Below are 21,666 nucleotides of genomic sequence, written 5' to 3' on the forward strand. Positions count from 1 at the left end.
GCTCGCGGGGCAATTTGCACGGGGGTTTGGCCGCGCTTGCGCCCGCAACGACAGAGCGGGAACGCCGCGATCTCGATCGGCCGCAGCCATGACCGAGGCGGCGGCGCTGCGAGCCAACGCGGCTCGCCCGAGCCGGAAAGCGGCTTCGGCGCCTGACATGCGCCAAACAACGGCCACGCTCACGCGCGGCCGCCCGCGCTCACTTGCGCTTGCCTTCCAGCTCCTCCCACCGCTCCAGCGCGGCCATCAATTCCTCGTCGATGGCCGCGTAACGCGCCGTGAGGCGCGTGCCCTCCTGCGCGTCCTTCGCGAAGATCGAACCGTCCTCGAGCTGCGCGCCGATCGTCTTTTGCTCCGTTTCCAGCGCTTCGATGCGCCTGGGCAGTTCGTCCAGTTCGCGCTGCTCCTTGAACGAAAGCTTCACGCTTCGCTGCGCGTTGCGGCCGGCGGCGCTGTCTTTCGGCGCGGCGGGGGCGCTCGCGGCTTCCTTCGGCGCGCGCGCCTCGGCGATCTCCTGCGCGCGCGCGCTCTGCGTCTGCCAGTCGGTGAAGCCGCCCACGTATTCGCGCCACTTGCCCTCGCCTTCGGAGGCGATCACCGAAGTCACCACGTTGTCGAGGAACGCGCGATCGTGCGACACCAGCAGCACCGTGCCGTCGTAATCGGCCAGCAGTTCCTCGAGCAATTCGAGCGTGGGAATGTCGAGGTCGTTGGTCGGCTCGTCGAGCACCAGCACGTTCGCGGGCCGCGCGAACAAACGCGCGAGCAGCAGCCGGTTGCGCTCGCCGCCCGACAGCGATTTCACCGGCGAACGCGCGCGCTCGGGCGCGAACAGGAAGTCGCCGAGATAGCTCATCACGTGCTTCTTCGTGCCGTTGATCTCCACCCAGTCGCTGCCGGGGCTGATCGTATCGGCAAGACTCTTTTCGAGGTCGAGCTGCGCGCGCATCTGGTCGAAGTACGCGACCTGGAGATTCGTGCCGACGCGCACCGTGCCTTCGTCGGGCTTCAGTTCGCCCAGAATCAGCTTGAGCAGCGTGGTCTTGCCCGCGCCGTTCGGCCCGACGAAGCCGATCTTGTCGCCGCGCATGACCGTGCCCGAGAAGCGGTCGACGATCGTGCGGCCCGCATAGCGCTTCACGACGTCGGTGAGTTCCGCGACGATCTTGCCGGACTTCTCGCCCTGCGCCACGTCGAGCTTCACGTTGCCCTGCACGTTGCGGCGTTCGGCGCGGTCGTTGCGCATCTGCACGAGCCGCGCGATGCGCCCGACGCTGCGCGTGCGGCGCGCTTCCACGCCTTTGCGAATCCACACTTCTTCCTGCGCGAGCAGCTTGTCGAACTTCTCGTTTTCCACGCGCTCCACTTCGAGCTGCTGCGCCTTGCGCTCCTGATACTGCGTGAAGTTGCCCGGATAGGAGAGCAGCTTGCCGCGATCGAGTTCGACGATGCGCGTGGCCACGCGGTCGAGGAACGCGCGGTCGTGGGTGATGAAAAGGAGGCTCGAACGCTGCGAAACCAGCAGTTCCTCGAGCCAGCGAATGCCGTCGAAGTCGAGGTGGTTGGTCGGCTCGTCGAGCAGCAGCACGTCGGGTTGCAGTACGAGCGCGCGAGCGAGCGCCACGCGCTTTTGCATGCCGCCCGAAAGCGCGCCCACGCGCGCTTCGCCTTCGAGTCCGATCTGCGCGAGCGTCGTGGCCACGCGCGTGCGCCAGTTCCAGGCATCGGCGGTATCGAGCGACGATTGCAGCGTGTTCATGCGCGCGAGCAGCGCGTCGTGTCCGGCGCCTTCGGGCGTGTCCGCGAGTTGGTGCGCGACGGCGTCGTATTCGTCGAGCAGCGCGCGCACTTCGGCAAGGCCGGAGGCGACCGCGTCGAACACCGTGTCGTTCGTGTCGAACTCGGGCTCCTGCGGCACGTAGACGGTCGATAAATGCTGCTGGCGCGTGACGAGGCCGTCGTCGGGTTTGGCGAGATCGGCGACGATCGTCAGCAGCGACGACTTGCCCGCGCCGTTACGGCCGATCAGCCCGACGCGCTCGCCGGCTTCGAGCGAAAAGTCGGCGTGATCGAGCAGCGCGACGTGGCCGAACGCGAGTTGCGCCCCGGTGATGGTGTAAAGCGACATGAGTGGAAAGACGTGCGTGCGTGGACCGAATCGCACATTGTAGCCGGGCGCGCCGGGCGGAACCGGCGCCCGCGAATGCGCTCGCGCTTCCTGCAACCTTCCTGCAACCTTCCCCGCGTCCTTCCGGCGTCCTTCATGCCCGCGTCATCGGCTCGCGCGCGCGGCGGCGCGGGCGCGGTTTTCCGGTAACATCGCGGGTCGTTCGCCGTGGCCTCGACGCGCATAAAACCGCGCCGAAAAGGGCCAGATAGCGGCGGACGCTGCACCGAATCGACCAAACGAAGGACGCGCTGTGAGCGAAGTAATCGAATACAAGAGCTGGGTCTGCCTGATCTGCGGCTGGATCTACAACGAGGAAGAAGGTTTGCCCGACGAAGGCATTCCGGCCGGCACGCGCTTCGCCGAAATTCCCGAGAACTGGCGCTGCCCGCTGTGCGACGTGGACAAGGCGGAATTCGCCGTCGTGGAGTTCTGAGGTTTTCCGGGGCGCCGGCGGTTTCCGGGGCGCCGGCGTCGCGCTTCGCACGCGCGCGCCGGGCTCGCTGCGCCAATCCGCTTTCGATCCGATGATTCGCGGCGCGCGTGCGATGCAAAAGCGTGCCGCCGCGGCGTTTTCGCCTCTGAACGGCTTTGCTATACTCTTGGCCCTGCGTCGGGAAACGCCTTCGAGCGCCTCGCGACGGCTCCGCGCCATGACGGGTCACTTGGGAACATGGCAAGCTGCGGAGCGGGTGTTCGCCTTTTTGCCTCGTGCTCCCTGTAGTTCAGGGGGTGGAATGACAAGCAGAATCCCCATCAGACAAAGCCCTGCTAGCTTGCTGTAGCAAAGCTGTAGCAGGCAAAAAAATCGTCCCGGCATCTCAGCGGGTTGTTTTGAAGCCCCACCCGGCTCCTCAGATTCGTCCGGCGACAAACGGCCAACTGTGGCCGTTCACGAGCGGATCCGAATTGACAATGAAACGTCTATTATGCAAAGAGAACGGACCTTCATTGGTAAGCCGAATCGTTCAGTGGTCGGGTACGTATTGTGTACCTCCGTACGCGGCGGTCTCTTGCCGACCCACGCATGTACGTTTCTCACCCGGAAGCGCATTGTTGAAGAGCGTCAATGGAATTTTAAGAATCGCGTGTCAAAAGAAAAAGACGAGTTAAAAGACCGACGAATACCGTGGAGAAGAGAAACCCGACAAACCATGCAACCGCGTGCGAAATCGGAGTGGGAAGTAAAACAACCTGAAAAGGCGTATGAAATAAAACCTTTTGGATGAGCGCGCCGACAAGAGGTATATTTGCGAGGACGATAGAGATCGATTGCCCAAAATTGAGAATTGGCTTGGACACTTTGAATACTACGTCGACTCCATAGACCAGTAGTGACAAGTTCATCAGTATTTTAAATGAATGCTCAAGTGCATTAATCACGAAGAAAGCTGGATAGCCCAAAGTCGCTAATGCGTTTTTAGATTGCTGCTCAATTCCTGCCGCGAGGTAAGACCAAACGCTCGGAACCAATTTTCTAAGAAAATTGGTCAGCTCCAAAAAAACATAACGAAATATTGATATGGCTGTACCGATTATTCCGATAAAAAACGCGGATATCGTTAAAAGTGTGGATTGCCTAATCCGCTCAAAGTAATCGAAGACTGCATTGCCTTCCAATCCAAGCGCCAATATTACGAATAGGTGAAACGCAAAAAGAGGTAAAATCCACATATTCAGGAGTGAATCGAGATGCAGAGTCCGAATAGTAATATTACTAGCACGAATGGACTTTCGCGCGTATGCATCAATCTCTTTCGTCAACTTCTCACTTTTGTCCAACACATAATAGTTAAAATTCGGTTCATCATCAAAGAGACCCTCAACCTGCAATGGATTATCACTTACCATATCGGGCATGCCGTTGGCCGCCATTTTGACTGTTGCCGTATATAGGGTGCCGGCATGCAAGCATGGCAAAAGAATGCTAAGAGTATTCCCGAGAAGAAAATACTCTGCTTTTTTCACTGGAATATCGAGAGATCCTTTTTCATCAACTTTAAATAGAGCTTCAATCGAGTTGAACACGCGATTACGGTCCGAATCGTTCAATCGAGCGCAAAGCTCGGATACTTGATTGGTTCGAGAAATAAAATAAAAAGGCGGATTACTAACAATATGCCCGTATAGAGTGATGTAAGACAATATATTTGTTTCGCTAACGCGGAATTGAAGAATTCCGTTAACGTGATATAGACTTTCACTGTTATTTTGAAATGGTATTATCGCGTGCCCACCCGCAATGAGGGGCTTTCTTAACAATCCGTACGATACGCAACGACTACTGATCTGACTACGTCGCCCAGCACGCGTCAATATATGGGGTGTAATCTCAATTCGTGCGAAATCGAATTCTGGGTAAGGGCAGGTTTCCGAAAAATATAGCTTAACGTTGGATGGATTGAGTCGCTCGCCAGACTGCTGTGCATGTGTGTCGCAAAAGGCCGCGGTAGCAGCTTCATCCTGCAGAGTCCAGATCGCTAGCATAGATACATCCGTTGTCGGAAATAAGCTGGACCGCCGGTAGCAGATTGAGAAACCGCGCGCAATTTCCCCACCGCCTCGAGTTTTTCACATCGTGTTCGAAATACCTTTTTTGCGCAGTCTAGAAGATGCCGGGACTTCTCGAACGACAATTTGCTCCGGTCCGTGCGGTGGCACACTCATGTCAGCAGAAAAGCGCCCGTCAGCATGCTCGCAACATGCCAACGGGCGCCTTGTCTTCTGATTTTAGGGTCGATTCCCGACTGATGAGATCCTAGGCGTGCTCCTAAAAATACTGTACGTTTACACAGTGTTTTTAGGAGCCGCCATGCCGCGCCGCCCCCCACTGACTGCACGGCGTCTCGCCGAAATCTGGGACGAACGACAGCCCGATCCTGTTGTGCTTGATCTACTGTGGGAAATCCATCGCCTTCGTGCAACCATCCGCCGCGCGCATCAAATCCGCACGTACATCAGGCATAACTACAGCGGCGTGCCGCTTACGGTATGGGAGTGTTTTAATCGCGAGCTGGACGCGGAGCCCTGCCTGACAGACGAATCAACGCCGCGACAACAGGCGAAGGTTGAGAAAAGCCCGTGGAACCGGCCGCGCGAGACGAGAAAGAAGCGTGGCCGGGACGAGTAGGTTACTGCGTTGCCGACGCGGCGGCGGGCGCCGACGCTGCCGCCGTCTCACTGGCCGGCGTCGGCGTGCTCGACTGCTTGTAGGCCAGAGCCACATCGTCAGCGATGGAGTCGAGCTGCGCGTTTTGCAGGTATGCATCCGGCGTGCGGCAATCGGACCCAAGGTGCGAGAGATCCTGCCCCGACGCAGCGCTCGGCTTGTCGTTGAGATCGAAGCCTATCGAAAGCGGGACGTTGCCGGTGAAATGCAGCGGCGCTCCACTCGTAAATGCGTCAATGATCGCGATGCGCAGCCCGGCCGAGGCGGAATACCGTGTGTCACAGGTCTCAATCGGATTGACCACAAAAACCGCTTTGCCCGCAACGGCCGCCCATTGCGAAAATACAATCAGATCGGCTGCAAACTGCTTCATTGCGGCCTGCTGCTTCGGATCGGTTGATGGCGTCACCATGTCATCGAGCTGGAAGTTGACGATCAGCCATTCGCTCGGGTCCGTCCTGAACTGATCCGGCGTCGGCGGCTTGCCGTTGTACTGCGTTGTCACGATCTGATGCAACGCCGTACCGTCGATCACCTGTGGCGTGATGCTGGCCGTGACTCCGCGCTCGGCCAGCGCATCGGTCAGCGACTTGACCGTCGTCTGTGCATCCGATGCGGCGCTCGGTGCGTCAGCCGCAACGGCGGCCGAGATCAGACTGAATTGTGCGTGCGACACAGTGGTCGACGAGCTGGAGACGATCGGCTTGCCGTACATCGAGATCGTCAGCGCCTTCGCCGCCGGCTGTCCGCCACCATCGCCGCCTCCCCCGCCTCCCCCGCCACACGCCGTCAATCCCGCTGCCAAAAGAAGCGCCAGTGTCAGTCGTTTCTTCATTCTTGTTGTGCCCCGGTTAGGTGTTGTTCTGGAGCGGCCCTCGACCGCTCCAGGATATTACACAGACTTACGTCTGTTTAACAAACAGGTTGCACCAGCAACCATCAAGCAGCTTCGAGCGGCTTTTCGACGAGCGCCGCGAGACGGCTGACGACGAGATCCATCGAGTGATCGCCGAGGTCAAGGCCGCCGGGCCACGCCCCCGTATCGATCACCTGATAGCCCTCGTCCAGCAAATGCAGCATCTCGCCAGGCCGATGCATCCAGCGGCCGTCAAGGCGCGGATACCCGAACCACGCATCCTTGCCGTGACCGACGATCACAAGCGATGACAGCGCAACGGCGTAGCGCTCGTAATACGCGCCATTCGCGCCCTTCGGCGGCTCGAAGGCATGGAGCGATCCGATCTGCTCCGATGGCAGGAACAGTGGCGTGTACGACGTGCGCCAACCGCCCAGCGAGTGGCCCTCGACGTTGAATACCGTGCCGCGCGGAACCTGCGCTTTCGCCCACGCCCAGATATCGCCGCACCCGTCGAACGCGCCGCGCGTCACCTGCACCCCGTCGCCAAGGTCGACCGGCCGCACGTCCATATCGTCGAACAGATCGCCAAGCTTGACCGCGCTGAAACGCGTTCCGCTGATCGAGAGGAAAACGCCGGCCGCCGATCGGGACAGCACCGCCTGGCTGTCGCCATCGCGAAACTGTCCGATCCACGAATAGCCAAGCGCCTCGAAGGCACCGCGCGACTGCGCGGGGTTGATGACGTAGGCGGCATTCGCCCGCCGGGCCGCAGCAAGGATTGCCGCGAGGTCCATCACTGACCCGCCGCCGCAGGTGCGGCCGCCACGGCCGGCGCCGAGGCCGCGCTATCAGCCGCGCCACCGACGGTCGTGATGACCTGATCGACCAGCTGCTGCACGAGCGGCCCGAAGCCCCGCAACACCAGGAGGATCGCCTGCTGGTTTGGAATCGCCGGTACGGCCTCCACGATGGTGATGGCCGCCGGCAGCAGGCTGTCGTGGAACGCCTTGAGGTCGGCCAGGTTGAGTTGGGCGCCGGCCGCGCAGAACGCCTTGTTTTTCGGAATGATCTGCTTGTTGAGCGTGTCCTGCTGATCGGGCGTGAGCAGCGGCGAGGCCGCAACGAATTCGAGGTCGGCGTTCACGACCGGACATGCCTGGATGAAAAGTTGCTGTGCCGTCGGAGCGGTCTTGCAACCAGCGAGGAATGCGGCGGACAGGACGAAGCCTGCCGCGATGAGCAGCATGCGTTTCATAGATTTTTTCCTTGATGAGAAAGCCGCGAGCGCGGCGGAAACGGACAGCGTTGAATCAGCAGCGGGGTATTACTGGAACGCCGCTCCCGGAACGGGTCCCGGTTGCGTCGGCGGGAACGGCGACGGATACGTGCCCGGCGGGACAGCCGGCGGAGCTGCCGGCGCAGCCAACGTCGGCACCGTCGGCGCAGCCGAAGGAACAGCAGCATCGGCACCCTGCGCGGCGACAGCGCTGGAACGAGCCTGATGTCCGAAGAATGCCGACACAAGGCCAACCACGATCGTGATCAGCGCCGTGATCTGGTTGATGAGCGGATCGATAGGCGTGCGCCCCAGAAACACGAACACGCCCCACAGGATCAGCAGCAGCACGACGAACAATGCCGCGAGCGCGGCCACAAAGATTTTGCTTTTGACGGACATACGGTCTCCCAATGAAAAACGGCCGCACGATGGCGGCCGGTTGAACTAACGTTACGGGCGTACAATGCCGCCCGCCTCCACGAAATACCGCTGAAGCAGCTCGAGCGGATTCGTGTGCTGCCCCCACTTCGAACCGGTAAAGCTCGCCCATACGTGATTGCAGGCGGCAACCGCGCCGGCGAAGTTGCCGGCCTGTAGCATCGGAATCGCACGACACTCGCGAATCTGCTGGATCGCATAACGATCCTGCGAGACGGGCGAAAAATCCGGCAGGGCGAGTGAGCGTTTGTAGAACGGCCAGTACTTCGAGAGAATCTGGTGCGCCCCGGCCGCCGTCGAGTATTTGCCGGGCTGGTACTGAAGGCCCGGCGGGTTCGGCAACGGATGGTCCGTATAACTGGCGAACAGACGCGGCGCCTTCGGCGTCGAGCCGACCAGCACGTTGTATCCGCCGTCGCTCACTGCAATCAGCCCGTCCCCAAGCTCGCTGCGCGTGATGACGCTGAGAAACGCGACGATATTGAGGCCACCTGCCTCCGCGACTGAAATTCGCGGCATGCGCTTACCTCCCCTCGCCGATCACGGCTTTCGCACGGCGCCGCAGCAGCAGCTCGATGTACTGCGAACCCACGATGCCGAGCGCGCTGCCGATGCCGAGCAACGCGAGCGGATCGAGGTCGGGAATCTGGAGCAGCACCACGCCCGCGATCATCGACGTTGCCGAGCCGAGAACTGCGCGCCCGAGAATCAGCCGGAACGTCAGCCGTTCGCTGCTCACAAGTAACTTTGCGATCCCGATCAACGCACCCAACACGACCAGCTCCAGAAACTTTTTTTCATGTTCCTGCATCCATCCCCCGTAACAAAAATGGCCGCGTGTTGCGGCCAATAAAAAGCCGCCCGAAGGCGGCTTTGGTTTCTCGCGCTGCACGATCAGGTGACGACCGATCCACCCGCAAACGCATAACGCGACGGATTCAGTCTGGCGAGATCGTCGCTTTCCGCCGCCGTCACGAGCTGCTGCTCGGCGAACGCAAATGCGTCCGTCCCCGAAGGCGGGAGACCGGCGATTCCGATCTGCTGCGTGTACATCGGCGCTTTCTTCGCGGCGCAGGCATCGGCGCTCAGATACGAATAAAGCCCGACCGACGTCACACTCGAAATCGCATCAAGCGTGACCATCTGCGCAACGTGATAACCCGCGATTGCACCGGTTGCCGGCGTTTCGTAATCCTTCTTGATCGGCATTGCATACCCTCCTGTTAAATGCCACTTAAATCGACCACCATGAATCGCCAGTCGAATTGCGACCCAAATCCCACGTTGTTGGAGGGATGCGAAACGCTACCGACCTGGTTATAGGCGTACTGAAAATTGACGGCATTACCGGATGTCTGTAATCCGCTGATGTTGTACCAGCCGGTACTGCTGACCCCGCCGCCGACCGCCTCCGGGTAATACGCTGTGCCGATCGCCGCCACACCCACCTTGCTCGGGCCAGGATAGCTCCACGAGTAGGTGCGCAGATCCACCTGATTCCACTGCCCCCAGCCGGGGCCAGCGTTCATGATGTTGCCGTTCTGCTGATCGAGCACGCGAGCGATCCGCTGACGGGCATCGAAGGTCAGCTGGCCGCTCGCGTTAAAACCACGGAAGCCGAAGCCCGGCCCGGATGGCGACGAGGCAGCAGACAGATCGAACACATACACCGTCAACGTTGCCGGAACATTGGTCCAGACCTGAACGTCCCACCCGCCGTTGCCATTTGCCCTGCACTTCGTGATCGTTGCATACGCGTTCGGGCTATACAGCGTTACCAGCGGGAGGCTGCCCGTCACCGTGAAATTCGCCACGTTGGCGGAAAACGTGTACTGGACACCGGCATTCGAACGTCGGGCATTGATGCTGCCCGAGCTGGTTGTCACCGAGAACTGCTGACGCAGCGCATAGTTCGAAGTCGCACCACCGTCCACCTGAACAAGCCCGGTGTTCGTCCAGGCACGAAAACCAACTTGCTGCATCAGCTCGCTCCATAAAACAAGGTTCCGGTCTGGTAGATGTCGTACTGCGCGCTATTCTTCGCAGCGTAAGACCATGACAGGACATTCCCGCTTATCGAGAACTGCGGGACGATCACACCGCCCGACAGATAACCATCGCCACAACTGAAGTCAGGCTGAAAGGCAACCCATCCGCCCTGTGTGAGCCTGTCGTCGACTAGGCTCCCTCCGGTGCCGTCCAGTTTCCGGGAATCAATGATGCGCGCGAGTCGATAGCTGAGATCGAATATCAGCGTACCGTTCGCGTCCCACGCACGAAAGCCAACGTTCATGTTGTCCAGAACCCAAATTGATATCGCAACTGGCCGTTCACGTCCCAGCCCACCCCACCGTTATTGGTGATCTGGAGCCGGTTGCCCGCACCGTCGCTACCGTTGATTTCAAACGATCCGGTCTTGTCGAGCCGCCACCCGCTCACGCCCGCCACATAGTTGTCACTCTGGATGTAGCTGCCGATCATTGCGCTGGTGATCCATCCCACGCCAATTAGCGCCTGCGCGAGAAACACCTGGCCGCCCTGCACCACGAACGGCGACGAGACGGCCGAACCCGAAGCATCAAGAATTGCGAAGCGCTGCGCGGACACCAGCACCTGAGACTCGACCACCCCGCTGCTGTTGTCGATCCCGACACCGATACCGGCGATGTATGTGCGCCCACCGGTCGTCACCTGAGTCTTGATGGTGTACTGCGCATTCACCCGGCCATTCAGATCGGCATACGACTGGGCATTGGTCTCGACGGCCGCGGCCGTCTGCGTAAGTCCCGTTTGCACGTTGACGACGCTGGCCTGCACGGTCGTGATCTGCTGGGCATTCGCACTATCGGCATCGGCGCGTGTCTGGGATTCCGTGCGCACCTGGGCAGTGAGCGAGGCCGTGGCCGTGGCGTACTGCGCTTCGACGGTATCGATCCGCGTCGCGTTCGCCATGTCGGCTTCGGCGCGCGCGGATTGCTCGGACCACACGCCGGCATACACCGTCGTGTCGCCCGCATAGCTACCGTTGTCACCCGCCATAGCCGGGATAACGACCTGCGCCTCAACGCTGTCAATACGCTCAGCAAGCGCGGAAACGGCATCGCTGCGGGCCGTCGTTTCTTCTGCAATAGCGGCGGCGTTGTCGCTTACGCCCTTTTGCAGATCGGGGATGGCGTTGATCGGTGCCAGAAGGTCCTCACCGAGCTGCGTCTTCGTGATCTCACCGACCAGCATTTGCAGGATCGGCGTCGCGTCGCTGCTGCTCTCACCCTGCACGCCCGCGCCATCGGGATACCACGGACCGATATTGCCGGAGCGATCGACGAGCCGCGCCCAGAAAAAGAACGTCTGGGCGCCCGCAAGCCCCTGATACGTCGTGGTGCTCTGCGGGTAAGCAAAGTCCGAGAACTTCTGCGCGTCATCCCTGCTCGGCGTCCTGCTGTACCAGATTTCGGTGCGGCCGGTGTCGTCCGCCCCATCGGGGAAACCCCAGTCGAGCTGGATGGCGAACACGAGCGACGTCGTGACCAGCTTCGTCACGGCCGGCGGCGGCGTCGTCTTGCCCTGCAACTGCGTTTGCACCGAGGAAGCCGGCAACGAGACGACGCCTGTAGGCCCTACGGCGCGCACTGTGGCCACGTATGCCCCCGCGTAGATGCCGACGACGTCGACGCTCAGCGAACCCGTCTGGGGGACCGTTACCCATTCCCCGTTATCCTTTCGCCACTGGACCGTATAGGCAACGGCCTTGTCGGCTGCATCCCATGCAATGGTCATCACCGTGCGGGCGATACCCTGATCGATGATGCTGTACGTCGACAGCCGCACATTGGCCGGCGGCGGTTGCACGGACGGCGGGATAACCGAAATCGGCTTTGGGTCGATCCGCGTGCCGTTGTCGATCGCGTCGAACTTTTCCGGCACATGCTGCGTCGACGTGATCTCGAACACGATGCCGTCCTGTTCCGAAACAGAAAGGCACCGGAACTTCTGGGCGACGACATCGGCGCTCTCGATCAGCCAGATTGACTGCGCTACCGGCGGCGTGAGGATGTCGTCGACCACCGTGACGTTATCGCCGTCGACCGACTGCACCGTATGCCTTTCGGACGTGCCCGCCGGCAGGATGAGCTTCAGCGAATCCCCGACGTTGACCACGGGCGCCTTGTCGAGCGTTACCGTGCGACCGTTCACGGCACGGATACGCCCCGCGTTGCGAACGCCCGCGCGCTTTGGATCAGCAACGTCGAACACCTTGCCGGGCATCACCAGCGTGCCGTCGAGGCCAACCTGATGGGTGAGCGTTTCCGTTTCGAGCCGGGAGGTGAGCAGCAACCAGCGGCCAACACGCTGCGCCTGACCTTGCGACGTGCAGCCGAAAGCGGTTACGGATGTCTGAAGGACGCCGTAACGCGCGATCCCTTCGTCATCGGAAACCGGCTCGACCTTCTGTTTGTACTGATCGGACGGATCGTTCCACGAGACCAAAGCAACTGTGAAACGCTTGCTTCGCGGACTGCCGACGTACTTGAACTGACCGCCCACGACGTTCGCGGCCGTGTACGTGTAATCCGAGTCGCCCGGCATATCGGCGACGGCGAAAACCTGACTGTTCGCCCAATAAGCCATGCCCCGGAAAATACCTGCGATGTCCTGCAAGACCTGATACGCATCGGCTGTTGTCTGGAGATACAGGTTGCAGGTAAAGCGGGGCTCCTGACCACCCTTGCCGTCGGCCACCATGACGTCACAATACTGCGCGATCGCATACAGTCCCCACTTGTCGATCTGCGAGGCGTTGATGCGCTGCCCGAGGCCATAACGGTCATTCAACACCAGGTCATAGAACACCCACGCCGGATTGTTTGTCCACGCGAGCTTGAACGTGCCGTCCCAAGCGCCCGAGTATGTTCGCGCGATCGGATCGTAATTCGACGGCACCTTGATGATGCGGCCGTACAGATCGAACGAGCGCGTCGGCACCGACTGGAACTGCGAAGCATCGATCTGGAGGCCGATCACCGCGCTCATGGGATAGCGCAACTTTGCGTCGACGATTTCCGTGTACGACTCGATGTTGACCGTATCGGAGATCAGGCTGCTATTTGCGTTCGGCGTCGTGCGGCGAACGCGCACGGTCCACTCCGACGTCGCGGGCGGCAGTTCGATGCGAATGCTCCGCTCGTATTCCGACGACGCCTTGCCGTCGAATGCCCCCGTAAGCACCTGTTTGAAGCCGCCGCCATCCGTATCGAGATCAATCGCATATTCAACGCGATAACCGATGATCCCTTTGTTCGGATCGCTCTGTTGCAATGAAGGGACAGCGAAAAGAACACGAACGGCAGAAAGCGTCAGGTCGGTAATCACCTGCGTCCACGGTTGTGTATCCTTCACCTCGACGCCGACGGCATGCTCGTTTTCGACCGAAGGGAAGCCCGAGAGATAGGTCTGGTCCTGCGTTCCCCAACGCCAGTCGATCGTATAGCCGGTGAAATTCTCTGATCCGTCGGGATTCTGGATCGGCGTGCCGTTGAGATAGACCGACTGGAGGCCGTTGGCCAGCCCCTGAATTTCACCGGCGGAAACGAGATCGACCACCTTCGCGTAGGCGATGCTATGAAGGCTGTCGGGCGATTCGGACGCCGCTGCGCCGCCACTCGCCTCGCCCTTCGCGCCGAAGATATCCCTCATAGCTGATCCTCTGCGTAAATGCCCGCCGAGATAACGGCAGACCCAACAATCATGCGGCCGTACAGGACCGGCACGGGATTGCCCTGCGCCGTCGTGTTGACGGGTCCGTTGAAGTTGTAAGAGGCGCCGTTGTCGGGGCCATCACTCGTGGCGAGCCCCTTCTGCTGCGGCGAAAGCAACTGCGTTACTCCGCCGAGCACAAGAGCGGCTCCCAGCTTGTAGCCGAACATGCTGAGGGGGTTACCCGGCGCGAAGTAGCTGCCGACGGCCGAGACCGCGACGATCGCGGCGCCGAGGATCGTCGAAAACAGACCGCCGCTTTTGGAACCCTGGATGATCGGCGCGATACGGATATCGTCGTCACCGACCGGATACTGGAATGACGCCTCGTCGATATTGCGCCGCCCGAGGAACACCGCATATGTGATACCCCGATCCTTGCTGCTCGTCAGCTCACGCTGGAAGCCCGGCAACAGCACGGACAGCGCCCTGACCGCCTCGGCCGTGCTCGACACGGCGAGCCGATGCACGCGGCCAAACCGCGTGCCGAGCTTTCCATACAGCCTGATCGTTCGGAGTTTTTCGCTCATGGTTTTGGGCATAAAAAAAGCCCGCACATGGCGGGCTCAAAGTTGCTTTGGGGACGCGGCTATCGGGCATATCTCACGATGCGGCTCGTGCATTCGTACCAGTAGCCGCCGTAGATGTCGCGGCTCGACAGCCGTCCATATGGATGGTGAAGAATGTGCGTATTGCCGATGTAAACAGCGGCATGATTCGGAACGCCGTTCTTGCTTCGGATCTGCATGAGGATGACGTCGCCCACCTCGAGCACGGCTGCGGCCGAGACATCGTCTCCCGAGCGCCACACAATCTTTCCGCCGGCGGCGGCACAGTGCTCGGCATAGAGATCGCTCGTGCCGTCGTCCCACCACCTGTCGCGACGCTGGAAGTCGGGCAACGCGATGTTGCGCTCGCGCGCATACCAGTCACGCACAAGACTCCAGCAATCGAGGACGCCATGCGCATAAGCGCGCCCCACAAGCGGCGCAACAAAACCGCTCGGCTCGATGGTGCGAATGGCCCCACCAGGCCACGACACGATATGCCACGGCAAGCCGGATTGCTCGCAGGAGACGCGATCACCGTCGCTCGGTGCCGGCGACGCGTCAGGATGCGAATGGACGATTGCCAGCACCTCGCCACGATCCTCGGCCGCTGCATAGTCGTCGCCGGGCAGCACGAAGTGCTCGGATGCGGTCTCCGCGACGTTGCGGCATGGCACGTACACTTCCTTGCCGCGCTCGACGATGACAAGGCCGCATGCCTCTCGCGGATAGTCGCGCTGCGCATGGGCGCGAATTTCATTCATTGTGGTTTCGAGCATCACACCCCCGAAGTAAGGTCAGCTGCCGGGTACGACCCGTATGCGAGCGGATTGTTGGCGCCAAACCGGCACTTGCACGACGCGATGCGGCCAGCACATTTATCCTTGGCAGGATCGTCGACGGGCTGATCGTTGAGATCAAAATACGCGGTGCCGGTATAGCCGCAATACGGCCCGCGATATCCGCCCTTGATCAACCAGATGCACACGTTCGCGATGATCTGTTGCGACGGTAGCTGCTGGCCATTGAGATCGAGCGCAGACGAAAGCGTGAATTCGATCGTGGGATAGGTGTCGTCGCTTTTCTGCTCGATGTACCAAAGCTCGGGCGCCGACTCCTCAGTGGGGTCGGCCGTCGGATTCCCGTTCGGGAAATTCACCGCGTCAAGGTACTTTGCAAACGTACGCCGGCGACGCACCGCGGAGCCGACGAGATCACCGAGCGCGAGGCACATTGCACCGATCACGCCATCGATATTGCCAACCCTGACCGTCGGCGACGGCTGCTGCGCGTCGCCCGTACGCTCGAAACCGGACGCCTCGACCGGCCACGGCTTGTACTCGTTGCCTTGCCACCAGATCGAGCCCGATTGCAGGTGATTATGGAGGCGCAAAAGGTCACCGCCGATCGTGGTGCTGTCCACCTCGAAAAGCTCGATCCGCTTTCCGGGTTCGAGCTGCTGGACATCTGCGGTGATCGTCATTACTTGCTCAGCCCGTAAATCGAGAAACGCCCCGCGCTGAATCCAGAGCTACCTGCATAGACCTGAATTGCGTTAATGGGAAGACCTGTCAGCCCAAGATATTGGCCAACGCCGCGCACCTGTCCCATAGCGTTGTTACTGCGATCAACTCCAATAACGTCAACGATTGCGGACGGTATTTTCGCACCATCGGAGAAGTTGTGAAACCGCACGCGACCGCTATATGTGGCGAACGTCGGTGAACCCGCAACGCTGGACATGCCGTCCCAAAGAATTAGCGCAGTATTTGTGGATTGCCCTGCCGTGGTGACTGCGGGGGCCGCCACCGATTGATACATAAGCGCCCGCTGATACTGGCTAGACGACAGGTACGACGATCCGTTGTTATTAGAGAAATTGAGTGCGAGCGACTGGTTGTCTACGCTAGGAACGACGCCGTCAAACACCAGCTCATACACGTTGTATCCACTAAGGCCGGTGAAAACGACGCCCGCACCGTTGGATGGCGTTGCGCTGCCGAGCAGCGTCATTCCCACACCAAGATTCGCTCGTGCCGCAGCCGCAGAGTTTCCGCCAGTACCACCGCTGGCGAGTGCGAGTGGCGTGCCGATCGTGAGCGATCCGTTGATGACTTCGTTATCCGCGTTCGTACGGCCGCGCATGAGCACCGACCATGCATGCACACCGTCGGTGTCGAGCAATGCGGCTTCGCCAGGATTCAGCTTCGAAAGCGCCAACGAATCGCCCGATCCCGCCGTGATGGCGAGCGTGACAACAGCCGTACCAATGTTCCGAAGCAGTACGACATTGTCCGCTGCACCGACGTTCGCTGCCGGCAAGGTGATGACGCCCGCAGCAGCCAGACTAATGTTCACGCGCTTGCCGATATGCGCAGCAGTGAGGGCCTGTGCGGCCGTGATCTGCACGGCCGACGTGAGCGCGGCCTGAGCATTGAGCACGTCGACGTTCGCATTCATCCTCGTGAATGCAGTGCGCACGTCATCACCATCCTCGCCCTTAGGCGGCGTGCCCAGATTGATTTTTTGCAGAGCGCTCATGTTTTAGCTCGAAAATGACTGTTTGAAAGTGGCGGTGAGCTGCACGAGCGGGCCACCGTTCGGGGTGAGGTTATAGCCAGCGCATTTGTACAGACCCTGCACACCGAACGGCGGTGTCCAGAGGAACGAAACAGCACCCGCGTGCGCATCGAGAAAATCGATGATCGGCTGCACTTCGTTGATAGGCCCGACATAGGTGTACGGCCACGAACCCGACTTGTTATTGATGCCTGCCGCAGCCGTCTGCTCGTAGCCGTCACCGAAAGCGGCCGAGTCCGTCGCGAAGGTGATGACGCCCTGATCGCCAACCTTCGCGCCCCATGCAAATATTTCAGCGGCCATTCACGTACCTCGAGATAATTCCGCCCTGCTGAGTTTCCCTGGCGATAGCCTGCTTGATGCGCCCATCAATCCCGTCGGCGAGCTGCTTCGCCGTCATACCGCTGCCCGTCGACGGGCCGCTGGACGATGCCGGCGCCTGAACGGTCGTTTGCGAGCTGATGTACACATCGCCACCGCTCGATGCCCCCGCAGCGCCACTGCCGCCGCCCACGAGGCCACCGCGAGCGAACCGGTTGCGAGGCGATACGCTCTGCCCGCTGTTGATCGCGCCGAGCAGCGCCAGCACGCCCGGCTGCGAAACCGCGTGCGCGTTGACCACGAATTCACCGGTCGAAAGCCGCGCCGGAATGCTGTCGCTCGTCGCAGTGCCCGGCCCGGTAATCAGGCCGCCGTCGGCCTTGAACAGCGTGCCGGCGGCAAGTCCGAATAGCGAACCGCTGCCGGCGATCGACGACGGCATGCTGAAGCCAAAGGCTGATCCGCCGGTGCCACCCGACGACGTGAGCGAACCGCCAAAAATCGTATTGAGCAGGCCTGTGTATGCCTGGTTTTCAAACAACGAGGCGAGCGACGAGGCCATGCTGGCGACCATCGAGCGCAACGCCTGCAATGGCGTTTTCGTGCCGTCCGTGATCGACGAAAAGAAGCCGTCGAACGCCGTGCGGCCCGCGTCCGTGAAATCCTTCACGTAATTCGAGCTGTCGAGCATCGACTGCCGGATTTTGTCGCGGAGCTGGTTGAGGTTCGCCAGCACGCCCGGATCGGTCGTCTGCCACGACAACTGATCGACCTGCGCGTAAAGTTGCTTCAGCGAGTCGACCGTATCGGCCGAGTTGGTGCGCAACTGCGAGAAACTGTCGAGAATGCCGGTAAGCCCCTCCTGCTGGTTGAGCGAGATTTCATTGCTCGTGGTGCTCGCCTGTGCCATCAGATCGCTGTATTGCGCGGTCAGCCTGGTGAGCTGCCGGTCCTGATCGAGAAACGCTGCGGTGCCGACATCGCCCGTCGTCGCTGCCTGCAACATGTTTCCGCGATTGCGCTCGTCGAAGTCATGCAGCGCCTTCGGCGCCGAGATGCCCGCCTGCGCGAGCAACGCGTCCTTCGTGTCGGTGATCGACTTCAGATACTGGCGCTGCGCGTCGGTTTGCTGGGTCAGCAGCAAATTCACCTTGGCCGCGTTGTCCTGCCTCACCTTGGCAATTTTCGTATCGATGTCGCCGATTTCCTGCGTGATCTTGATGCGGTCTTCGGCCGGCGCTTTCCAGTACGCGTCCTGAAGGGTTTTCTTCTCCTGCTGGTATGCCGCGATCTGCTGCTGTGCCGAATCGTTCGCGAGCGTGATCTCGGCCTGGTAATACGTTTCGTCCGAGATCAAAGTTGCTTTGCGCAATGCCTGCAACTGCTCGTCCGACGACTTGAATGCGGCGTTGATGAGATCGAGGCCGTTTTTCGTCGTCGCCAGCGCGGCATCGAGCGCATTCTTCCGCGCCCGGTTTGCCGCCGAATCAGCACCGTGATCGGCGTATTGCTTGCGCAGGAATGTTTCGTCCGTCGCCTGCTGGGCGGGTGTGATTGCCTTGCCGGGATTCGCCGCGTTGTACGCCGCGACGTTCTTCCGGTAATCCTTGAGCGCATCGTCGACGCGGTTGATACCGCGTTCTTCGTCCTGCAACTTTTTGAGAAAGTCGGACGCTGCAATGCCGGCCTGCTGGATCTGGTCCTGCTGCGATTTGTCGAGCGCACGGTTTTGCTCACGAAGCGCGTCGCGGTTGAGCGCATCGAGCTTCGCCTGCGCCTCTTGCAACTGCGGCGTCAGCAGATCGGCATTCATCTGGCCGGAAGGCGACTTCAGCGCATTCTGGAGCCGCTGCACGTCAGCCGTCGCAGCTGCGATCTTCTCGGCCGCCGTCTCATCGCGGCCGATCGACTTCATCCAGTCCCATGCCGTGCTGATCGCTGAGCCGACTGCCTTCCAGCTGCGCTCAAGATAGCCGAGGTTCGGGATCGACTCGCCGCTCAGTTGGGCATCAAGAGCCTTCGCCACCACCAGCATGGCGCCCTGCTTGTCGCCGGCCTCTTCGAGCGCGCGAATGTAGTCGTACTGCGCCGTCGTGATGAAATGCATGCTGGTGTTGTGCTGCTCAGCCCATTTCGCCACGCCTTCCGGCATCTTCGCGTAATCCTTCGCGATGTCGTCGAGGCTCTGGCCGGTCAGATCGTGCATGCGCACAATGTCCTGCCCAAGTACGTCGAGCGACTGGCCCGTAACCTGCCCCGACGACACCAGCGCTTGCAGACCCTCGCGGGCGGTGCCGAGACTGGCGCCGGTACTCGACGAAATGGCCTGTGCCAGCGCGGCAAAGCTGCTCGCCGTCTGGCCTGCATAGTTGCCGGTCAGGACAAGAGAATTGTTGAAACGCTCGGTCTCTTCGTGGCCCTTGATCGCCGCCAACGCAAACGCGCCCACGGTCGCGACTACCGCAGTGACTGCCGCACCCACCGGAGACAGCAGGAACTTGAAGGCATCAATTTTCTCGGCGAACACCATGATCGAACCTTCGAAGTTCGAGATGTTCCCTGTGGCCAGCTCGTGCGCCATCACGAGCAGTTCCTTGCGCGCGCCGGCCGTGTGCGACGAAACCTTGTCCATCGCAGCGGCACCGGAATCGCCCGCCTGACCCAGCGCCGTCGCCGTCGAGCGAGCGCCCGACTTCAGATCCTGAGCGCCCGCGTTATAGCTCGACGGGTCCATCGTGATCTGCACGACGAGCTGCCCGAGACTGCCTGTCGTAATCCCCATGCTCACCACCTTGTATTGCCCGCTCGGGGCGCGAAACGATCAGGACAATTCGGAGAGCAACACGCCCAGTGCTGCGTCCTCCATCACCCTGATCTGCTGAAATACGGCAGCGCGGCGGCGCTTGCGTATGCCGATGAGGCGGGCAACCGGCTCGAATACCGCGTAGTCGAGCCCCATGTGCAGAACGCGGGCGCCGGCCATCGTGCCGAACGCCACGGCCCGCCACTGCGTCGAAAGCGCCTCGAACAGCCGTACCGCATCCCAGTTCTCGGGAAAGACTTCGAAGGCCGCTTCGGCCGCCTGTTTCCGGGCCGCATCGACGTCGCTCTGACGCGCACCAAACGCAGCCAGGGCCGACGCCACGCCTTCGTCGATCACGCCCCCTTCATCGGGCGGAGCGCCTGCCCAATGCCGCGCCGCCCCGATCAGTTTTTTCGCGTAGCCCCGCCCGCACCTTCGAGGTAAGCGGTCCAGATGCCGACGACGGCGTGGGGAATCTTCAGCAGGGCGTCGCGATACTGCTCGTCAAACGACAGCTCCGCGCCGCTCTCGTCACGCAGGCCGTTCCAGCCGACGAGCAGATCTTTCAGCACGACGCGCACCGGCTTGTTTTCCTTGAAAAGCGCTTCCAGCTCGTCGCCATCCTTGCGTACGAACTCGCCGACAAATACGGATTCGACAACGGCGCCATCGGGCGCATTGCCGGGCTCGACCACCTTGACCGGCCAGGTGAAGGTCGGGCGATTCGATAAAACGTAGGGCATTCGGAACCTCGAATGAAAAGGGGCCGCGCAATGGCGGCCCGAAGGGGTTGATCTGAAACGGCAAAGTTACTTGACGGTGATCACCAGCTCATCGTTGCCCGCGAGCGGGCTGAGCGTGAGATCGCCGTTGAGCAGCGCCTTGTTGTTCTGGTCGGAATACGACAGGTTGCTGATCTGCACCTGGGGCGCGTCAAACTGCACGATGTTCCCCGCCACCTGTCCGTGCTGGACGGTAAGGGCGCCAAGCACCGCATCCCGCGCGGCCGACCACCAGTCCTTGCTTGCGACGGTCGACAGTTCCATGACGATCTTGCCCGTCGGCGCCCGGTCGTCGACCTCCGCGCCCTCTTCGCCGATCAGCTGGAACCAGTTGAGCGTGTTCGCGATATCGAGCGAGACCGATTGCAGCGGCCCGGTGTAACCGGACATCGACCAGGTTGTATTCGCGGTCAGCGCGAGCTTGGGCGTGAGGAACTTGGAGAAGTCCGTATCGGCCGGGAGCGGCGAATCGACCACCGGGTTATACGTGCCCATGAACTTGAACGACATCTTCGGGATCGCCCCCGAGGTGACATCGAACGACACGGTGCCGTATGCGTCAGTCAGCTTGTGCAGCAGCCCGTCGAGGTGATAGATGATCGTGAGCGGCGTATTGGGCTTCTGGCTCACCGGAGCGTATTTCACGTCGGTGTTTTCCGTGACCGTTTCGGCGAAATAACAACCGACGAGCAGTCGCCCCCATGCCGGCACCGTGCCAGCGACGCCGGAACCTGCGATTTCAACGTCGAAGCTCAGTTCGGTATGCACGCCCGCCGTGAGCTGCTGGCTGTTGCCGAAGTACGGACGGATCAGATCGCGACTGACCATCGTGGACGCGACCGGCGTGTGGCTCGGATTGGTGACGAGCATCGCGTCGTCGGCGCCGGTCGGCACCGCCGCGACGCCGATTGCATTCTGCAACTTCGCAAGAATGACGGTGTTTTTGATGGATTTGGCCATCGAGGC

Annotated in this window: 23 protein-coding genes; 2 read left to right on the top strand and 21 right to left on the bottom strand. The window is 60.9% G+C overall.

Annotated elements, in window-relative coordinates; genetic code table 11:
- Nucleotides 1-199: 199 nt before the first annotated feature.
- A complete protein-coding gene (locus U5805_RS23120; RefSeq protein WP_322105832.1) occupies nucleotides 200-2,128 on the bottom strand; it encodes an ATP-binding cassette domain-containing protein in 1,929 nt (642 codons plus the stop codon).
- A gap of 292 nt (nucleotides 2,129-2,420) precedes the next feature.
- Here U5805_RS23120 and U5805_RS23125 point away from each other — a divergent pair, with 292 nt between their 5' ends.
- Nucleotides 2,421-2,603, top strand: a complete 183-nt coding sequence (locus U5805_RS23125; RefSeq protein ID WP_322105833.1) for a rubredoxin — start codon at nucleotides 2,421-2,423, stop codon at nucleotides 2,601-2,603.
- 641 nt (nucleotides 2,604-3,244) lie between these two features.
- Here U5805_RS23125 and U5805_RS23130 read toward each other — a convergent pair.
- Nucleotides 3,245-4,654, bottom strand: a complete 1,410-nt coding sequence (locus U5805_RS23130; RefSeq protein ID WP_322105834.1) for a hypothetical protein — start codon at nucleotides 4,652-4,654, stop codon at nucleotides 3,245-3,247.
- A 325-nt stretch (nucleotides 4,655-4,979) separates the two neighbouring features.
- Here U5805_RS23130 and U5805_RS23135 point away from each other — a divergent pair, with 325 nt between their 5' ends.
- Nucleotides 4,980-5,297, top strand: a complete 318-nt coding sequence (locus U5805_RS23135; protein ID WP_322105835.1) for a hypothetical protein — start codon at nucleotides 4,980-4,982, stop codon at nucleotides 5,295-5,297.
- Between the two features lies 1 nt (nucleotide 5,298).
- Here U5805_RS23135 and U5805_RS23140 read toward each other — a convergent pair whose 3' ends face one another.
- The 19 genes from U5805_RS23140 to U5805_RS23230 all read right to left on the bottom strand — a co-directional run bounded on the left by U5805_RS23140 (nucleotide 5,299) and on the right by U5805_RS23230 (nucleotide 21,660).
- Nucleotides 5,299-6,171 (bottom strand): hypothetical protein, encoded by an 873-nt coding sequence (locus tag U5805_RS23140; RefSeq protein ID WP_322105836.1) that lies wholly within the window; start codon nucleotides 6,169-6,171, stop codon nucleotides 5,299-5,301.
- A 104-nt stretch (nucleotides 6,172-6,275) separates the two neighbouring features.
- Complete coding sequence (locus U5805_RS23145; protein ID WP_322105837.1) at nucleotides 6,276-6,989, bottom strand: hypothetical protein; 714 nt, start codon at nucleotides 6,987-6,989, stop codon at nucleotides 6,276-6,278.
- Nucleotides 6,989-7,450: a hypothetical protein gene (locus U5805_RS23150; RefSeq protein ID WP_322105838.1), complete on the bottom strand. Its 462-nt coding sequence runs from the start codon at nucleotides 7,448-7,450 to the stop codon at nucleotides 6,989-6,991. The genes U5805_RS23145 and U5805_RS23150 overlap by 1 nt, the downstream gene beginning before the upstream one ends.
- 69 nt (nucleotides 7,451-7,519) lie before the next feature.
- Nucleotides 7,520-7,873 carry a hypothetical protein gene (locus U5805_RS23155; protein ID WP_322105839.1) on the bottom strand — a complete coding sequence of 118 codons (354 nt, stop codon included), beginning with the start codon at nucleotides 7,871-7,873 and terminating at the stop codon, nucleotides 7,520-7,522.
- 51 nt (nucleotides 7,874-7,924) lie between these two features.
- Nucleotides 7,925-8,431, bottom strand: a complete 507-nt coding sequence (locus tag U5805_RS23160) for a glycoside hydrolase family 104 protein (RefSeq protein ID WP_322105840.1) — start codon at nucleotides 8,429-8,431, stop codon at nucleotides 7,925-7,927.
- A 4-nt stretch (nucleotides 8,432-8,435) separates the two neighbouring features.
- Nucleotides 8,436-8,723: a holin gene (locus tag U5805_RS23165; protein ID WP_322105841.1), complete on the bottom strand. Its 288-nt coding sequence runs from the start codon at nucleotides 8,721-8,723 to the stop codon at nucleotides 8,436-8,438.
- Between the two features lie 83 nt (nucleotides 8,724-8,806).
- Nucleotides 8,807-9,121, bottom strand: a complete 315-nt coding sequence (locus tag U5805_RS23170) for a hypothetical protein (RefSeq protein ID WP_322105842.1) — start codon at nucleotides 9,119-9,121, stop codon at nucleotides 8,807-8,809.
- Nucleotides 9,122-9,135: 14 nt separating this feature from the next.
- Entirely contained in the window at nucleotides 9,136-9,894 is a 759-nt protein-coding gene (locus U5805_RS23175; protein WP_322105843.1) for a hypothetical protein, read from the bottom strand.
- Entirely contained in the window at nucleotides 9,894-10,205 is a 312-nt protein-coding gene (locus U5805_RS23180; protein WP_322105844.1) for a hypothetical protein, read from the bottom strand. The genes U5805_RS23175 and U5805_RS23180 overlap by 1 nt, the downstream gene beginning before the upstream one ends.
- Complete coding sequence (locus U5805_RS23185) at nucleotides 10,202-13,606, bottom strand: phage tail protein (protein ID WP_322105845.1); 3,405 nt, start codon at nucleotides 13,604-13,606, stop codon at nucleotides 10,202-10,204. The genes U5805_RS23180 and U5805_RS23185 overlap by 4 nt, the downstream gene beginning before the upstream one ends.
- Nucleotides 13,603-14,196, bottom strand: coding sequence for a tail assembly protein (locus U5805_RS23190; protein ID WP_322105899.1), 594 nt, complete (start codon nucleotides 14,194-14,196; stop codon nucleotides 13,603-13,605). Before U5805_RS23190 ends, U5805_RS23185 begins: the two co-directional genes overlap by 4 nt.
- A 59-nt stretch (nucleotides 14,197-14,255) precedes the next feature.
- A complete protein-coding gene (locus tag U5805_RS23195; protein ID WP_322105846.1) occupies nucleotides 14,256-14,993 on the bottom strand; it encodes a C40 family peptidase in 738 nt (245 codons plus the stop codon).
- Complete coding sequence (locus tag U5805_RS23200; RefSeq protein WP_322105847.1) at nucleotides 14,993-15,697, bottom strand: phage minor tail protein L; 705 nt, start codon at nucleotides 15,695-15,697, stop codon at nucleotides 14,993-14,995. The genes U5805_RS23195 and U5805_RS23200 overlap by 1 nt, the downstream gene beginning before the upstream one ends.
- The gene (locus tag U5805_RS23205; RefSeq protein ID WP_322105848.1) at nucleotides 15,697-16,755 is read right to left on the bottom strand and encodes a hypothetical protein; all 1,059 of its coding nucleotides are present in this window, start codon (nucleotides 16,753-16,755) and stop codon (nucleotides 15,697-15,699) included. Before U5805_RS23205 ends, U5805_RS23200 begins: the two co-directional genes overlap by 1 nt.
- Before the next feature lie 3 nt (nucleotides 16,756-16,758).
- Nucleotides 16,759-17,097: a phage tail protein gene (locus U5805_RS23210; protein ID WP_322105849.1), complete on the bottom strand. Its 339-nt coding sequence runs from the start codon at nucleotides 17,095-17,097 to the stop codon at nucleotides 16,759-16,761.
- A complete protein-coding gene (locus tag U5805_RS23215) occupies nucleotides 17,087-19,861 on the bottom strand; it encodes a phage tail length tape measure family protein (protein WP_322105850.1) in 2,775 nt (924 codons plus the stop codon). Before U5805_RS23215 ends, U5805_RS23210 begins: the two co-directional genes overlap by 11 nt.
- Nucleotides 19,862-19,936: 75 nt before the next feature.
- Nucleotides 19,937-20,275 carry a DUF1799 domain-containing protein gene (locus tag U5805_RS23220; RefSeq protein ID WP_322105851.1) on the bottom strand — a complete coding sequence of 113 codons (339 nt, stop codon included), beginning with the start codon at nucleotides 20,273-20,275 and terminating at the stop codon, nucleotides 19,937-19,939.
- Nucleotides 20,276-20,322: 47 nt separating this feature from the next.
- Complete coding sequence (locus U5805_RS23225) at nucleotides 20,323-20,661, bottom strand: hypothetical protein (RefSeq protein ID WP_322105852.1); 339 nt, start codon at nucleotides 20,659-20,661, stop codon at nucleotides 20,323-20,325.
- Between the two features lie 66 nt (nucleotides 20,662-20,727).
- On the bottom strand, nucleotides 20,728-21,660 hold the full coding sequence (locus U5805_RS23230; protein WP_322105853.1) for a phage tail tube protein: 933 nt from the start codon (nucleotides 21,658-21,660) through the stop codon (nucleotides 20,728-20,730).
- Between the last annotated feature and the right edge of the window lie 6 nt (nucleotides 21,661-21,666).

The organism is Paraburkholderia sp. J41, from assembly GCF_905220235.1.
Lineage (GTDB): Bacteria > Pseudomonadota > Gammaproteobacteria > Burkholderiales > Burkholderiaceae > Paraburkholderia.

Bases quoted from the DNA above. Each gene is read 5' to 3' on its own strand.
- U5805_RS23210 (WP_322105849.1), bottom strand. From the start codon at position 17,097: ATGGCCGCTGAAATATTTGCATGGGGCGCGAAGGTTGGCGATCAGGGC.
- U5805_RS23175 (WP_322105843.1), bottom strand. From the start codon at position 9,894: ATGCAGCAAGTTGGTTTTCGTGCCTGGACGAACACCGGGCTTGTTCAG.
- U5805_RS23135 (WP_322105835.1), top strand. From the start codon at position 4,980: ATGCCGCGCCGCCCCCCACTGACTGCACGGCGTCTCGCCGAAATCTGG.
- U5805_RS23200 (WP_322105847.1), bottom strand. From the start codon at position 15,697: ATGACGATCACCGCAGATGTCCAGCAGCTCGAACCCGGAAAGCGGATC.
- U5805_RS23170 (WP_322105842.1), bottom strand. From the start codon at position 9,121: ATGCCGATCAAGAAGGATTACGAAACGCCGGCAACCGGTGCAATCGCG.
- U5805_RS23130 (WP_322105834.1), bottom strand. From the start codon at position 4,654: ATGCTAGCGATCTGGACTCTGCAGGATGAAGCTGCTACCGCGGCCTTT.
- U5805_RS23230 (WP_322105853.1), bottom strand. From the start codon at position 21,660: ATGGCCAAATCCATCAAAAACACCGTCATTCTTGCGAAGTTGCAGAAT.
- U5805_RS23180 (WP_322105844.1), bottom strand. From the start codon at position 10,205: ATGAACGTTGGCTTTCGTGCGTGGGACGCGAACGGTACGCTGATATTC.
- U5805_RS23205 (WP_322105848.1), bottom strand. From the start codon at position 16,755: ATGAGCGCTCTGCAAAAAATCAATCTGGGCACGCCGCCTAAGGGCGAG.
- U5805_RS23225 (WP_322105852.1), bottom strand. From the start codon at position 20,661: ATGCCCTACGTTTTATCGAATCGCCCGACCTTCACCTGGCCGGTCAAG.
- U5805_RS23120 (WP_322105832.1), bottom strand. From the start codon at position 2,128: ATGTCGCTTTACACCATCACCGGGGCGCAACTCGCGTTCGGCCACGTC.
- U5805_RS23140 (WP_322105836.1), bottom strand. From the start codon at position 6,171: ATGAAGAAACGACTGACACTGGCGCTTCTTTTGGCAGCGGGATTGACG.
- U5805_RS23150 (WP_322105838.1), bottom strand. From the start codon at position 7,450: ATGAAACGCATGCTGCTCATCGCGGCAGGCTTCGTCCTGTCCGCCGCA.
- U5805_RS23155 (WP_322105839.1), bottom strand. From the start codon at position 7,873: ATGTCCGTCAAAAGCAAAATCTTTGTGGCCGCGCTCGCGGCATTGTTC.
- U5805_RS23195 (WP_322105846.1), bottom strand. From the start codon at position 14,993: ATGCTCGAAACCACAATGAATGAAATTCGCGCCCATGCGCAGCGCGAC.
- U5805_RS23190 (WP_322105899.1), bottom strand. From the start codon at position 14,196: ATGAGCGAAAAACTCCGAACGATCAGGCTGTATGGAAAGCTCGGCACG.
- U5805_RS23145 (WP_322105837.1), bottom strand. From the start codon at position 6,989: ATGGACCTCGCGGCAATCCTTGCTGCGGCCCGGCGGGCGAATGCCGCC.
- U5805_RS23160 (WP_322105840.1), bottom strand. From the start codon at position 8,431: ATGCCGCGAATTTCAGTCGCGGAGGCAGGTGGCCTCAATATCGTCGCG.
- U5805_RS23185 (WP_322105845.1), bottom strand. From the start codon at position 13,606: ATGAGGGATATCTTCGGCGCGAAGGGCGAGGCGAGTGGCGGCGCAGCG.
- U5805_RS23165 (WP_322105841.1), bottom strand. From the start codon at position 8,723: ATGCAGGAACATGAAAAAAAGTTTCTGGAGCTGGTCGTGTTGGGTGCG.